The sequence below is a fragment of the Algihabitans albus genome, from assembly GCF_003572205.1.
GTDB classification, from domain to species: Bacteria; Pseudomonadota; Alphaproteobacteria; order Kiloniellales; family DSM-21159; genus Algihabitans; species Algihabitans albus.
Map to the genome: position 1 here is coordinate 272,320 of NZ_QXNY01000004.1, position 14,496 is coordinate 286,815.

A 14,496-nucleotide genomic window follows, 5' to 3' on the forward strand; every position below is an offset into this window, starting at 1 on the left:
CCGGGCAGGCTTTGGCATTCCATTCGCCTGCTCCACACTGCTTGCGAGCAATGGGAGAAATCTGTCTAAACGGTAGAGATTCACAAGATTCACATATGTGCAATTTTTGCGGGAATTTCAGTTCTTCGCCTGGCATATCGCCCTGTGAGAGGTGATCAGATTTGTCCTGACGAAAGAGCTCCAATATCTTCGGGCTATATCTTTCGAATTAATAGCTAAACGCGAAAATTCTTTGGCAAATTGCGGTGTATTTAGAAAATCCAAATTGTTAATTCCATTTTTAAAAGATGCTCTTTCGATTTCAACAGAAATAAGGGCTCCGATTTTTTTAATATTTATCGGTTTTCTAATGCCCAAATCAGCACCCAATACAATTGCATATTTAATCGCATCAAACCCATTGAAATTCCCACCACTTGACATCGCAACAATCAGTCCACAATAACCTTTTCGGCGAAGTAATCGGATCATCTCGAGCCCCCCCAGCTTGGGCATAAAGATGTCGGATACAACAGCGACGGGCTTTACGGTTTCAACAGCGCGAACGGCTTCTTCACCATTTGAAAATTTTACGACAGAAAATCCACTCTTAATCAAGTTATCTGCAACTAATTCTCGATCTGTTTCTACATCATCTACGACAAATACAATCTTATTCATTTGAATGTCTCCTTGCAAAGAACCATCTCCGAACTGTACATTTTCCAGATTACGGAAACAAGGTAAGAGTGTGGTAAGGTTACAGACCTCAGGGTTTCATCCCCTGCGCGAGATAGTCTGCGAAGACGTTGATGCCCAACTTCACACTGCTAGTCCCTCTAGTAGAGAATCTAGGTTTGATGGCTGCCCTCGCCGTCGCCTATGCCGCCGTCGTCCCCCACCTTGAGAAGGCCGTCGCGATCGTTCGCTCCTTGGCAATGGGGCTCGTCTTCGGTGCCGCAGGCGCTGTCGCCATGTATCTTCCCGTGGATTTCGCACCCGGCATCATTTTCGATGTACGCGCGGTCCCAATCCTGCTGTCGGGGGCCTTTGGCGGTCCGTTAGCCGCTGTCGTCGCGGGGCTCAGTATAGGCGGAATCCGAATCGCCATCGGCGGTGCGGGAACGGTACCGGCCTTGCTCGCCATCGTTGGCTTCGTCTGTCTGTCAATCGGGCTCTGGCATCTGCGGCAGCGCAACCCCCGCTTCGGCGTGCAGCATCTTGCGATCGCCGGCTTGCTCAGCATCCTGCCCATTGCGCTGGGTATCAGCTTGCTCGGCATCGAACTGGCACAGACCATATTGAGCGAGTTGGCGGTGCCGATCATGGTCACCCACACGGGTGGCTGCTATCTCGTTGGCTGGCTGCTGCTTTCCGAAGACCGAAGACGGAGGACCGAAAAGCAGCTCAAAATCGCGCGCATCGCAGCGGACGATGCCAACGAGGCGAAGTCACAGTTTCTGGCACACGTCAGCCATGAACTGCGCACGCCAATGTCGGCGATCATAGGATCTCTGGAACTCCTGTCCATGGAGCGCCTGAGGGCTGAGCATCACGAGATGCTGGAAGTGACACGCCGCTCAGCCAAGAACCTCGTCGAGCTGTTGAACGATCTCCTGGATCTATCGAAGATCGAAGCCGGTCGCATGGTTTTCACCGAGCATCCCCTCAACGTGCACGAACTGCTGAACGATCTTCAGACGCTCTACAAGAAAACCATCACCTCGAAATCCCTCGACCTCAAACTCGAAGTCGGCAAGGACCTGCCAGAATACATCGAGATCGACGGACATCGACTGGAACAGATTCTGAATAATCTTCTTGGCAATGCGTTGAAGTTCACTGCCGAAGGCCATGTAGAAATCGCCGCCAACGTCGGCCCGCCGAACGACGAGCACTCTATGATTCAGATCGTCGTTCGGGACACCGGGGTCGGCATTCCAGTCAGTCGGCAGGAGGCCGTTTTCGATGTTTTCGAGCAGGCCGATGCGCAGGTCGATCAGAAGTTCGGCGGGACCGGTCTCGGACTGGCGATCAGCCGCAAGCTGGCCCGCGCCATGGGCGGCGACCTGACTCTGCAAAGTGTGGAGAAAGTCGGAACCTCGATGACGCTCCAACTTCCATTCCGCCGCGTCGATATGCGCTACCAAGAGTTCGACACGGCGCGGATCGAACCCAGTCTGACCGATCTTGTCTCGGCCAAACCCTTCGCCAATCGCCGGATACTGCTGGCGGAGGACGTCGAGGCAAGCCGAATGGTGATCAGTCGTATGCTCACGGCTCTCGGCGCAGAGGTTGTTGCTGTCACCGACGGAGCCGAGGCCGTCAGCGAGGCGGCGAAGGGTGTCGACGTGATTCTCATGGACATGCAGATGCCGGTCGTCGACGGTCCGGAGGCGACGCGCCAGATCCGTCGGCTTGACGGTCAAGCCGCCGAGACTCCCATTTTCGCTCTGACCGCAGATGCAGCACAGGAAAATAAGAGGCTCTATCATACTGCCGGGCTGGACGGCGTGCTCACGAAGCCCGTCGACTGGAGTGAGTTGGTTGCCGTCATCGGGGGCTTTGGCGGCTCGGCCGACTCGCGGAGTCGAAACCGAGAGTCGACCTTTCCGTCACCCCCGGACAGTTCTTCCATGGCGACTTTACACGACTTGAAGACTGCGCAGTTCCCACACTGGAATCGCGAGACCATCGACTCTCTGGAACTCGCTCTCGGCCGCCAGACTGTAAGCGACCTCCTCAACCGGTTACCGATTTCCATAGGTCTTTGCGTGGACGACGTTAAAGCGGCTCTTTCCGAGAAAGCGGACTTCCAGGACCGAATTCAGCTGTCGGCCCACGCGTTGAAGGGGGCTGCAGCCAACCTTGGATTTGACCGGTTGCATGCTATGGCGGAGCGGTTGGAGGCGAGCCGAGAGTACGGTGACGCGCAGTCAGCCACCGCCGCGCTCGAGGAAGAGCTGCGGGAAATCGAAGTGCTGATACAGGGCTATACCAGCGCGTGGCAGCGCACCGAACGGCAAAGCGACAAGTCGTTATCCGGGAGCATGTAAGATCTCGAAATATCTAGACTTTCGCGCATAGATATTGCGAGCCTAGTCCGAACACTCAGCTCGCTACCGCGCGCTTCCTGCTCTTCGCCGGCTTCGCCAGGCTCTTGGCTCCGACGGCGGATTTCGGGCGCGCCCTCACCGTCTGCGCACCGGCCGGAGCGCAGACACCGTCCTCCAGTGCCTCCAGCAGTTTCTTTCGGATCGCGCGGAGTCGCTGAGGGCTCTCGATCTTAGAATTGAGCGCATCATGGACATAGAAACTGTCGACCGCCCGCTCGCCGTAGGTGGTGATCTGAGCCGAATCGATCATCAGCCCAAGGCGAGCTAGCGCCAAGGTCAGCCGATAGAGCAAACCAGGTCGATCGCGGCCGTTGACCTCGATCACCGTGTGATGGCGGCTGGCCGCGTTGTCGATCAACACCCGTGGGGCAACAGTGAAGACTTCGAAACGCGACGGCAGGTTCGGCGCCTGCCGGCGGAGCTCGGTCAAAGGACGGATCGAGCCGGATAGAGTCTGTTCGATCGCTGCATAGAGCTTGGCCAGCTTGCTCGGCTTGGCGAAGGCGCCGCCCTTGGCGGCGTCGCGGACCCAGAAGATGTCGAGCGCCATGCCATCCTTGTGGGTGAAGATGCGCGCCACCTCCACATTGGCGCCCGCCACCGCCAAGGCGCCGGCAATGCGGTTGAACAGGCCGGCATGATCGGCCGTGTAGATCGTCACCTCGGTCGCTTCCCGGTAAGGATCGACCCAGGTATCGACCGTCAGCAGCCGCCCTTCGACTTCGGCAGTGCGAATCAGCCGCGCGTGGCGCAACAGCGTCTCGACGTCGAGCGACAGCCAGTAAGCGTCGTAGCCGCGATCGAGGAAGCCTTCGATCCACTCGGGCTCGAAAGCTTCGGCGCACTCTTCGAGCGCCTGTCGCAGAGCCGCTTTCTTGCCTGCGATCCGCCGCTCGCGGCCCTCGGTCGAGAAACCGCCTGACAGCACTTCCTCGCTCCGCCAATAGAGTTCGCGCAGCAGCGAAGCCTTCCAGGCGTTCCAGACCCCGGGACCGACGGCGCGGATATCGGCCACAGTCAGCACGAGCAGCAGATTCAAACGCTCGCGAGACTGCACCAATCCTGCGAAGTCCTGGATCGTCTTGGGATCGTCGATATCCCGCTTGAAGGCGGTATCGGACATGGCGAGATGATGCAGCACGAGCCAGGCGACGGTCTCCGTCTCCTCCGACGAAAGACCGAGCCGGGGACAGAGACGGTGGGCGATCTTGGCCCCTTCCTCCGAATGATCGCCTGGCCGGCCCTTGGCGATATCGTGGAGCAGAACCGCCAGAAAGAGCACGCGGCGATTCAGCACCTTGTGGATGACGCTGCTGGCGATCGGGGCTTCTTCCTGAAGCTTGCCCTGCTCGATGGCGTGCAGGATGCCGATCGCGAAGAGCGTATGCTCATCCACAGTGTAGTGATGATACATGTTGAACTGCATCATGCTGACGGCGCGCCCGAAGTCGGGCAGGAAACGGCCGAGCACGCCAGCCTCGTTCAACCGCCGCAGCGCCGTCTCAGGGTCCTTGTCGCCGGTCAGGATATCCAGGAAAACTTGGTTAGCCTTGGCGTTCTGCCTGAGCGACTTGTCGATCTGCTTCAGCGACTGGGTGGCCGAGCGAAGCGCATCGGGATGGATGTCCAGATCGTTGGCCTGCGCGACTTGGAAGAGACGCAGCAGATCGACCGGTTTCTCGGCAAAGTGCTCCGGCCCTTTGACCGTCAGACGATCTCCCTCCAGCTTGAAGCCGCCGATCTGACGGCGGCGGCGCAGCAGAGGCATCCGGAAGCGAGAGCGCCGGTTGTGCTCCGCTTCGATCTGGGCGCAGAAGATCCGGGTCAGGTCCCCGACGTCCTTGGCCACCAGGAAGTAGCGCTTCATGAAACGCTCGACGGCTTTCTTGCCAGCATGCTCGTTGTAGCCCATCAGGGGGGCGATCGCATGCTGCAGATCGAAGGTCAGGCGCTCCTCGCCGCGGCCGGTCTGATAATGCAGCCAACAGCGCAGGGTCCAGAGAAACTCGAGAGCCTTCTCGAAAGCTCTCGCCTCGGCTTTGGTGAAGACACCCTTGTCAATCAGCTTGTCCACCTCATCGACCTGATACAGAAATTTACCAAGCCAGAAGATGGTGTGGAGATCGCGCAGGCCGCCTTTCGACTCCTTGACGTTCGGCTCCAACGCGTAGCGCGAGCCTTGACCGTAGCGCTGGTGCCTGCGGCTGCGCTCCGCCAGCTTGGCTTCCGCGAACCAAATGCCCTTGCCCGCCTGCACTTCGGCGGCGTAGCGCGACTTGAACTCCAGGAACAGCGCCTGGTCACCCCACAAGAAGCGAGACTCCAGCAGATTTGTCGCGATGGTCACGTCTTGCCGTGCCTGACGCAGGCAGTCGTCAACGCTTCTTGTCGCATGACCGACTTTGAAGCCGAGATCCCACAGGAAGTAGAGGACGGATTCGATCACCTGCTCGCTGCGCGGCGTGGTCTTGTAGGGCAGCAGGAACAGCAGATCGATGTCGCTATAGGGCGCGAGCTCGCCACGGCCGTAGCCACCGGCAGCCGCAACGGCGAGCCGTTCGGCCATCGAGGGATTGGCCAGCGGATAAAGGTCTTGCCCCACGTGATCGTAGATCAGGCGGACGATCTGATCGGCCTGCCAGGCCAGTAGGGCGGCGGTCGTGCGACCCGAAGCCCCGGCTTCGAAGCGGCGCTGGATCTCTTCCCGGCCCTCGGCAAGGGCACCCTTGAGAAGCTCCAGAATCTCGCTGCGCGCCCGCTCCGGCGTGGAGGCACGCATCAGGAGGCCGGCCATCTTGTCCTGCAGCTTGGACCGATCCAGAATCGCCCGCCGATTGCCGGCACCTTGCGGCCGCGACGACCCGCGACGCCGCGTTCGCCCGACCATCGAAGATGTGTCGCCGTCGGGGCGAACTGCATCGCGCTTGAGGGTTACCGCTGTATCCATGTGTCTGACCGTGGCCGTCCGCTCGCCGAGGTGCCTTGAAGAGAAGCTCGCTGTTCGATGTTGACGGATCAGGCCTTGCGACAAGGTGAAGACCCTGCAGCTGAGATTCCTAGGCCCTACATGGCAACCATGCGCGCAACCACAACAGCGATCTGTACTGGCTCCTGCAGAATGCCGCGCTGGACCACGATCACGCAACCGAGGCTTAACGGAGTCCAACCCCACCTGCGGTGCCTGTTGCTTTGTCTGATGCTTACCGCCTGCGCTCAAGACCGCACGGCGGAACCACCCGGCCCACCTGCACCGCCCGGGCAGTCTGCCGAAACAGCCGACGCCGATCGTCCAGGCAATCCCCTGCTTTCCCTGACGTCTGCCGCCGGCAGCGCAGCCGATGGCCGCCCGGAAATCGAGCTACTGGTCACCGGACTACGGACCGACGAGCGTGCGGTCGAGCTGCGCCTGGATGGTCCGGAGAACCGAAGCGTCGTCGCCTCGTCCGACGCCATCCTCCACGGTAGCCGCCTGACCGGCAACACCGCGAGCCCGCGCGTGGGCCTGACCGGCGGCTCCAATGAGGGGATCGGTGTCACGCTCAGCCTGGATCTCTTCGGGCGCCGTTCACAACGACAGCCGGAACCGGCCGAAGCGCTTCGCGCCTGGGCCAAGCTCACCCTGCCCGAGGCCACCGACCCGGTCGACTGGACCGCCAGCGCCATAATCGAAGACAGGTATGGCCGGCGGCAACGGCTTGTCGTCGACTAACTCCTCGGGCTAGAGCCCCAAGACGTCGCGCATGGAATAGAGCCCCGCCGGCTTGCCCCGGAGCCAAAGCGCGGCCTTGAGAGCACCCTGGACGAAGACCTGCCGGCTGGAGGCCCGGTGGCCGAGTTCGAGGCGTTCGCCCTCAGTCGCAAAAATCACCGTGTGGTCGCCCGCCACATCGCCGCCCCGCAAGGTCGCAAAACCGATGGTTCCGGCCCGGCGCGGCCCGGTGTGACCGTCGCGCACGCGCACACCGGAGTCGTCGAGATCGACATTGCGACCCGCCGCAGCCGCTTCGCCCAGCTCCAGCGCCGTGCCGGACGGCGCATCCACCTTATGGCGGTGGTGCATTTCCACGATCTCGATGTCGTAGGCCTCATCCAGCTTGGCCGCGGCCTGAGTCACCAGCTCGATCAACAGATTGACACCGAGACTCATGTTGGCCGCACGCAGTACCGCAACCTCCTGCGCCGCGCGCTCGAGTTCGGCCAGCTGTTCTTCCAGCAGTCCAGTGGTGCCGACCACAAGGGCGGTACGGTGCTCGGCCGCGAGGGCGGCATGTAGGGCGGTTGCCGTCGGCAGGGTGAAGTCGATCACCAGGTCGCTGGCGGCGAAAAGGGCGGCCGGGTCCTCGATCGCCGACAGGCCCAGGGCGTCGCGACCCGCAAGAACCCCCAAATCCTGACCAACAGCCGCACTGTCCGGCCGCTCGCTGCCGCCGGCCAGACGCGCACCCGGCGTGTCCAGGACGCCGGCCAGCAGTTGGCGGCCCATGCGTCCGCCGCAGCCCAGGATACCGATCCTCGCGTCACCCATCTTGGTCTCCCCGTTCATCGCTTTGACAGCTTCCCTAGCGGCGGCGCAGCGCTATGTCGAGCGCATGAACCGCAATCCTGCCCAACCTGCCGCGCTGACGGTCTACTACGATGGCGCCTGTCCGCTCTGCCGACGGGAGGTCGCATTCTACCGCCGGCTGGACCGCCGCGGCCGAATTGCTTGGGACGACGTCAGTCAGCCGGACGCGGAGCCAGGTTGCGGCCTCAGCCGGGAGGCGGCTCTGCAGCGCTTCCACACGCGTGATGCCGCCGGACGGCTTGAGAGCGGCGCCGCAGCCTTCGTCGCCGTCTGGCGGCAGCTACCGGGCTTCAGCCGCTTGACCCCGCTGGCCGCTTGGCCGCCGGCACTGCGCTTGCTGGAGAAGGCCTACGGCGGCTTTCTGAAGGTTCGCCCCTGGCTCTCCCGTCTGCTGGCCTAGGCGCCGTCATGGGGCTGCAAGTCGTCTGGTTCAAACGAGACCTGCGTCTCGACGACCATGTGCCGCTGGCCGAAGCGGCTCAACAGACCTCGACTCTCGGCCCCGTTCTGCCTCTCTACGTCGCAGAGCCCGAGATTTGGGGTGGCGAGGATATGAGCGGACGCCACTGGGCCTTCGCCGGCGAATGCCTGGAGGAGCTGCGCGCAGCACTGGCAGGGATCGGCCAGCCTCTCGTGATTCGTCACGGCGAGATCGTTTCGGTTCTGGAAGATCTTCACCGGCGTTACGGCCTCACCAGGCTCTGGTCCCATCAGGAAACCGGCAATGCAGCCACCTATGCCCGTGACAAACGCGTTCTCGCCTGGACCCGGGCGCGTGGCATTCCCTGGCGAGAACTTCGGCAGCATGGGATCGTCCGGGGCCTTGCCTCGCGCGACGGCTGGGCGCGCAGATGGGATCGCTTCATGGCGGAACCGATCCCTCCGGCGCCGACGGCCCTGCAACCCCTCTCGGACATCGCGCCGGGGAGCTTGCCGACTGCCAGCGATCTCGGCCTGGCTCCCGATCCCTGTCCCGAACGCCAGCTGGGCGGGCGGCGGGCGGGGCTCGAGGTGCTCGAGAGTTTCTTGACGGAACGCGGCCGGACCTATCGGCGTGCGATGTCCAGTCCAGTGACCGGCTTCCACGCCTGCTCGCGCCTGTCTTCTCACTTTGCCTGGGGGTCCGTTTCCCTGCGCGAAGCAAGTCAGGCGGCGAAAAGGGAGCTTCGGAGGCAGCGCGAAGCCGACCGGACGGCGGAGGGCTGGTGCGGGTCTCTAAGCTCCTTCGTGGGTCGTCTGCACTGGCACTGCCATTTCATGCAGAAGCTCGAAGACGGCCCGGAAATCGAGTTCGACAATCTCCACCCTGCCTACGACGCCTTGGACAAGCCGCTCGACATGGCACGTTTCCAGGCCTGGTGCGGGGGGCGGACCGGGCTGCCCTTTGTCGACGCCTGCATGCGCGCGCTGCTGGCGACCGGTTGGATGAACTTCCGCATGCGCGCCATGCTGATGGCCGTCGCCAGCTATCATCTATGGCTGCCCTGGCGCCCCACCGGTCTGCATCTCGCACGCCTCTTCACAGACTACGAAGCGGGCATCCATTGGCCGCAAACCCAGATGCAGTCGGGTACGACCGGCATCAACACGGTGCGAATCTACAATCCCGTGAAACAGGGATACGATCAGGATCCAGACGGTCGTTTCGTGAAACGCTGGGTGCCGGAACTGGCAGCGGTTCCGCAATCCCATATCCACGAACCCTGGTCTTGGGATCGGGCCGGACAGCTCGACTACCCCGCACCCATCGTCGACCACAAGGCTGCGGCTCAAAGCGCACGGGCGGCGATCCGGGATCTCCGCAAGTCGGACGCCTTTCAACGAAACGCAGAAGCCATTCAGGCCAAGCACGGCAGCCGACGTTCGGGCCTGTCCCAGACAAACCGGCGCGGGCGGCGCTCGAGCGGGAGCGACGCACGCCAGCGAGAGATGAAGTTGTGAGCGCTCTCACGCGCGGCGGCGGCAAACGGCAGGGCAAAGCCGAGCTACCGCACAAGATCTGCACGGCCTGCGGCCGGCCCTTTGCCTGGCGAAAGAAGTGGGAACGAGTCTGGGCGGATGTACGCTACTGCTCCAAACGCTGTCGCCGCACGCGCCCCGCTACGCCCTAATAGGGACTGGCGCAGGGTTGAAGACTGCATTGTCCGGCCTTAGGGGTAACGGCTATGGAGACAGACATAGAGACGCCCAGTCCGGCAGAGCAACTGCCGCGACTGGAAACCGAGCGGCTGCAGCTGAAGCAGAGCGCCGCCGCCGACTTGGACGCCATGATGGCGCTGGATTCGGACCCGGAGGTGATGCGCTTCATCCGCACGCCGATCACCGAGGATACGCAACAGGACCGTCTGGTGCAGCTCGTCGGCCGGGTCGATCGGGACTACGGCCCCGGGCTCGGCTTCTGGTCCGTCTTCCCCAAAACCAAGCCCGAGCGGTTTCTCGGCTTCGTTCTGCTGACGATTCTCGACGGCAACAGCGAGGTGGAGATCGGCTGGCGCTTCGCTCGAACGACTTGGGGCAAGGGCTATGCGACAGAGGCGGCGCAGGCCGTGCTCGACTACGGCTTCCGGGACTTGGCGCTCGATCCGATCGTCGCCGTCATCAGACCGGGCAATCGGCGCTCCTTGGCAGTTGCAGAGAAACTGGGGCTCAACCGCGACGGCACGCGGAAAGCCTATGGTAAGGATCTTCCCTTCTACCGCTTGAACCGCAGCGAATGGCTGGCCGCGCGGGAGCGACCGGCCCAGAGCGGATTGTGATCTAGACCGAGAGAGTTGGAGCGGATTTACACGACGCCATGAAGCGCCAGCCCGACGCTCAAGGTTTTCTCGACCTCTGGCCGACGACCTTCCTGAGGCGCCCTTTGCCCGGGGCGCGGGAGGCGAACGGGGTTCTGTCTCAGGTCATCCTGGATCTGGACGCCAAGGCGGCCGACCTGACCACCGACTATCTCGGCGGCAACTTCCTGGAGTCCGAACATCCCGCCGTCGCCTGGCTGCGCGACTGCATCAACAAGACGGCCGTCGACTACCTACGCCGCGGTGGGCTGGACTACGAAGTGCGGTGGTCGCTGCAGGGCTGGGCGAACGTCAACCGCTTCGGCGACTACCACGATCTGCACAACCATCCCCATGCCTACCTCTCCGGCACCTACTATGTCGCCGTACCCAACGAAATCGAGGACCTGCCGGGCCGACGGGACCGGCGGCCCGGCGCGATCTCTTTTTACGACCCGCGGGCACAGGCCAACATGACGGCCATCAAAGGCGATCCGCAGATCGAGGCCGAGTACACCCTGCTGCCGGAGCCTGGAATGATTCTGCTGTGGCCGGCCTTCCTGCACCACTTCGTGCATCCGAACCTCAGCCGCCAACCGCGAATCTCCGTTTCCTTCAATCTCGTTCTGAAGCGCCCCGACGCCTATCTTCCGGAGCAAGGTTGAGGAGCCAGGGCGATCAACCGCGTTCGGCCCGGCGCAAGCGGTCTTCCACCTCACCCAACTTGTCAGTGGTCTCTTCCAGGCGCCGCGCCAGCACGCGCATGATTTCGACGCCCATTTCCGGAAAATCGGCGAGCAGGCGATAGAAGAGATCGGTGGTGATCTTGAGCGCCGTCAGCTCGTCGGTGGCAACCACCGAGGCAGTGCGCGGCACATCGATCAGGATCGCGATCTCGCCGATGATGGCGTTGCGGCCGACCTCCGCGACCTTGACCGGGCCGTCGACCGTGTCCTTCAGGATATCGGCCTTGCCATCGACGATAATATAGGCGGCGTCGCCCGGATCGCCCTCCCGGCAAAGCGCTTGATCGGGCTTGAAAGTCATACGCTCGCTGGCAAAGGCCATGAGCTTAAGGCGTGCCGGTTCGAGGTTGGCGAACAATGGGATCCGCCGCAATACTTCGACTTCCTGCTCCAAACCCATCGCCCTCGCCCTCCGCCTTGCGGTCCCTTACGTCAGGTCCGCCCCGTTCGTTTCCGGTCAGTCCGCCGCCAGAAGGTCCGGAAGCGTGCGGCCCTTGTCCTTCAGATCGCAGAACGCCCCCTGTTCGACCAGACGACCGTTGTGCATGACCAGCACCCGGTCGAAACGCTCGGCCAGCCGGGCTCGCTCCAACGCCCAAACGATACCCGTCTTGCCGCGATGCTGCAGCAGGCGATCGAGCAATTGCGAACGAGTCGCCCCGTCCATCACCGCCGTCGCTTCGTTGAGTATGAGCAAATCCGGGCGTTTCAGCAGGGCACGGGCGATCGCCACTTTTTGGCGCTGGCTCGCCGACAACAATTTCCCGGCAACTCCAACATTATAATCCAGACCGACCAGGACAACCGCATCGTGCAAACCCAGCTCATCGAGCGTCTCGGCCACGGTCGCGCCCACCGTCTCTTCCGCCTCGGCCCGTCCATAGACCAGGCGACCGAACAGGATGTTGTCCATCAAGCTGGCCGCGGCGTTGTAGTCGCGCGCTTCGTAGAACTCGACCGCCTCCGGGTCTTCGAGCTCGATACGGTGATGCAGCGCGTCGCGCGCCTTCAACAAGCGCGCACGGAAGTCGTCGTCGATCAGATCCAGGCGGTGGCGCGCATCGACATAGCGGAACGGCAGAGCCAGCAACCGCTTGCGCTCGACCTCCGGGAGGCCGTCGGCGCCCGATTTCTCGGCGCGCTGAACGAGTTGACGAAACTCCGGCAGATCGTCCGCCGATATGAAGCTGAACTGGTCGAAAAAGGGATGGCCAGGCGGCAAATCGGCAAAGATCTCGACCATGGTCTCGGCAATGCTGATTCCCTTGGCGAGAAGCTGTGCCTCAAGCTCGGCCTCGCGCAGAACATCCAACACCAACCGGTTATCGGGCAGAGCCTCGGGCGCGTACTCCGGTTTGCGGGGCGTCCCAAACAGCAGGTTCTCCGCCAGCGAGGCATTGGGATTGTAGGCCTTGCGGTCGAAGCGCACGACCAAATCCTCATGGCCGTGCACCGCCAGGCGCTCGGTCAGACGCGCGCGCGCCTTCATCAGTCCGGCCGCCACTTCCGGCCGTTTCAGGGGATCGATCGTGCGGCCTAGCCCGAATCGGTAAACGTCGTTGTCCAGCTCGACCAGATGCAGGATTTCGATCAGCTGGCGGTCGAGCGCCTCCGGTCCGTCACAGCCGGCGGCCGCATAGTCGATCCAATCCGCTTGCGGATCGAAGTCGATGTTTCCCGTTTTGCGCGCCTCGGCCAGATGCCAACGGTGCTGCTTGAGCGCATCCTCGTCGCGCTCTAGCTCCGCCAAGGGTCGATGCTTCAGACCATAGACCAGGTTCTCGCGCACCGACTGCGGAAAGAGATAGGCATCCGGCCCGACGTAACCGAGGCGCCGTCCCGTCGCCGCCTCCGGTAGCTTCGTCAAGGACTGATCGCCGATCTGGATCGAACCGCCCGCCGGAGGCACCAGCGCCGCCAACAGCAGGGCCAAGTGATCCTTGCCGCTGGCGGCGTCCCCGACCACGGCGGTGGCGGAATCGAGCGGCATTTCGAAGCCGACCTGATCGAGGATCCGATTATTGGAGTCGTCGGTCAGCGTCAGGCCGGAGACCTTCAGGTCGCCTTCCAGCGGCTTGACCTCGACTTCCGGGTCCTGCTGTTCGGGCCGAACCACGTCGGTCGGCTGGAACTGTTCGATCACCTGATCGTACTTGATCTGCACGTCGTTGCGCGTCTGCTCCCAATTGAGCAACTCCCTCACCGGACCCGGCAGATCCTTGTAGGCGGCGATTACGGCGACCAGAGCCCCGATGTCGAGCTGACCGCTGATCGCCAGCAGACCACCCGCGGCGTAGAAGACGAAGGGCGTGAACTGACCGAGGAAGTTGTTGAGAAACTTCACGAAGAATTTGCGCTGGAAGATCTCGAAGCGAATTTCGAAGATGCGTCCCAAGCGGCCCGTCAGCTCCGCCCTCTCCCAGTTGGAGGCATCGTGTGCATGCACTTCGACCGCTCCGTCCATCACTTCGCCGATGCGCCCGGCGAGCTGGCGGGCGGTCAACTGCCGTTCCTTTCCGAGACGCAAGATCGGCACACGCAGCTTGGGAATCAGGATCGCCTGGATGGCGAGCACCGCACCGGCCACCAGACCCAGCCAGACAGACTGGATCATGATGAAGACCATGGCGGTGATTGCCTGGCCCCCCAGGAAGGCAGGAGTCACGAAGGCATCGCCGATGAAGCCGCCGAGCGGCTCCACCTCATCCTTGATCATGGTCGCGACTTCGGCCGACTTCATGCGCCGAAGTGTCCGCAGACGGAAGCGCAGCAAGCGGTCGGTCAGCTCGTAGCGCAGGCGCCGCAGCATACGCTCACCGAGCCGTCCCTTGGCGGTGTTGATCACGAACTTGAAGCCACCGTTGACGCAGACAAGCGCCAGGAACGCGAAGCTCAGTGCGAGCAGAAATCCTGGCTGCGTGAGCTCGAGGCCGTCGAACAGCAGGACTGGTTCACCGGTCGTCGCCTCCCCGAAAGGCAGATGGATGCGCCCGAAAAAACGGGTGTCTTCAACCGACTCGAAGCCCTGCCCCTGAATGCCTTGGTTGACGATCTGCTTCGGGAGATTCAACGATAAGAAGTAAAATGGCAAAGACAGTGCCACCAGCAGCAGGATCGCCAACTGATCGCGCCTCGAATGGCGCCAGATGTAACGAAACAGATTGGCTTCCATTGCGAGCCGGCCGACCTCGCCCCTTCCAAGGGAGGCTTCTGCCTCCGACAAGCCGAGAGCCTAAACCACAGAGATGAACCTGGGAATGGGGGGCAAAGCCCTTTACGTCCAAGAAGTTGTGAGACCGATCACAGGGTTGCAGGCT

Annotated in this window: 12 protein-coding genes; 7 read left to right on the top strand and 5 right to left on the bottom strand. The window is 62.3% G+C overall.

The features are described from left to right. Window positions 1-117: 117 nt before the first annotated feature. Window positions 118-660: a response regulator gene (locus tag DBZ32_RS11400; protein WP_119167282.1), complete on the bottom strand. Its 543-nt coding sequence runs from the start codon at window positions 658-660 to the stop codon at window positions 118-120. Window positions 661-839: 179 nt separating this feature from the next. Here DBZ32_RS11400 and DBZ32_RS11405 point away from each other — a divergent pair, with 179 nt between their 5' ends. Continuing rightward, window positions 840-3,035, top strand: a complete 2,196-nt coding sequence (locus DBZ32_RS11405; RefSeq protein WP_162906725.1) for an ATP-binding protein — start codon at window positions 840-842, stop codon at window positions 3,033-3,035. Window positions 3,036-3,090: 55 nt separating this feature from the next. Here the strand turns inward: DBZ32_RS11405 and DBZ32_RS11410 are convergent, their stop codons facing one another. After that, entirely contained in the window at window positions 3,091-6,042 is a 2,952-nt protein-coding gene (locus tag DBZ32_RS11410) for a [protein-PII] uridylyltransferase (RefSeq protein ID WP_235830149.1), read from the bottom strand. 249 nt (window positions 6,043-6,291) lie between these two features. Here DBZ32_RS11410 and DBZ32_RS11415 point away from each other — a divergent pair, with 249 nt between their 5' ends. Then, the gene (locus tag DBZ32_RS11415) at window positions 6,292-6,804 is read left to right on the top strand and encodes a hypothetical protein (RefSeq protein WP_162906726.1); all 513 of its coding nucleotides are present in this window, start codon (window positions 6,292-6,294) and stop codon (window positions 6,802-6,804) included. Window positions 6,805-6,813: 9 nt separating this feature from the next. On the opposite strand, the gene dapB is transcribed toward DBZ32_RS11415, so the two are convergent. Next, the gene (gene dapB / locus DBZ32_RS11420) at window positions 6,814-7,620 is read right to left on the bottom strand and encodes a 4-hydroxy-tetrahydrodipicolinate reductase (RefSeq protein WP_119167761.1); all 807 of its coding nucleotides are present in this window, start codon (window positions 7,618-7,620) and stop codon (window positions 6,814-6,816) included. A gap of 22 nt (window positions 7,621-7,642) precedes the next feature. Between dapB and DBZ32_RS11425 the strand changes: the two genes are divergently transcribed. From DBZ32_RS11425 to DBZ32_RS11445, 5 genes are read left to right on the top strand one after another with little or no spacing between them, the layout of a single operon-like run. Continuing rightward, entirely contained in the window at window positions 7,643-8,059 is a 417-nt protein-coding gene (locus tag DBZ32_RS11425) for a thiol-disulfide oxidoreductase DCC family protein (protein ID WP_235830150.1), read from the top strand. A gap of 8 nt (window positions 8,060-8,067) precedes the next feature. Next, complete coding sequence (locus tag DBZ32_RS11430) at window positions 8,068-9,600, top strand: FAD-binding domain-containing protein (RefSeq protein WP_119167285.1); 1,533 nt, start codon at window positions 8,068-8,070, stop codon at window positions 9,598-9,600. Beyond that, window positions 9,597-9,770 carry a DUF2256 domain-containing protein gene (locus DBZ32_RS11435; protein ID WP_119167286.1) on the top strand — a complete coding sequence of 58 codons (174 nt, stop codon included), beginning with the start codon at window positions 9,597-9,599 and terminating at the stop codon, window positions 9,768-9,770. The genes DBZ32_RS11430 and DBZ32_RS11435 overlap by 4 nt, the downstream gene beginning before the upstream one ends. Before the next feature lie 54 nt (window positions 9,771-9,824). Further along, complete coding sequence (locus DBZ32_RS11440) at window positions 9,825-10,415, top strand: GNAT family N-acetyltransferase (RefSeq protein WP_119167287.1); 591 nt, start codon at window positions 9,825-9,827, stop codon at window positions 10,413-10,415. 38 nt (window positions 10,416-10,453) lie between these two features. Then, a complete protein-coding gene (locus DBZ32_RS11445) occupies window positions 10,454-11,098 on the top strand; it encodes a TIGR02466 family protein (protein WP_119167288.1) in 645 nt (214 codons plus the stop codon). A 13-nt stretch (window positions 11,099-11,111) separates the two neighbouring features. Here the strand turns inward: DBZ32_RS11445 and DBZ32_RS11450 are convergent, their stop codons facing one another. Together DBZ32_RS11450 and DBZ32_RS11455 are read right to left on the bottom strand one after the other, a co-directional pair. Further along, window positions 11,112-11,579, bottom strand: a complete 468-nt coding sequence (locus DBZ32_RS11450) for a cyclic nucleotide-binding domain-containing protein (protein WP_119167289.1) — start codon at window positions 11,577-11,579, stop codon at window positions 11,112-11,114. 57 nt (window positions 11,580-11,636) lie between these two features. Next, window positions 11,637-14,351: an ABC transporter ATP-binding protein/permease gene (locus tag DBZ32_RS11455; RefSeq protein ID WP_119167290.1), complete on the bottom strand. Its 2,715-nt coding sequence runs from the start codon at window positions 14,349-14,351 to the stop codon at window positions 11,637-11,639. Window positions 14,352-14,496: the final 145 nt, after the last annotated feature.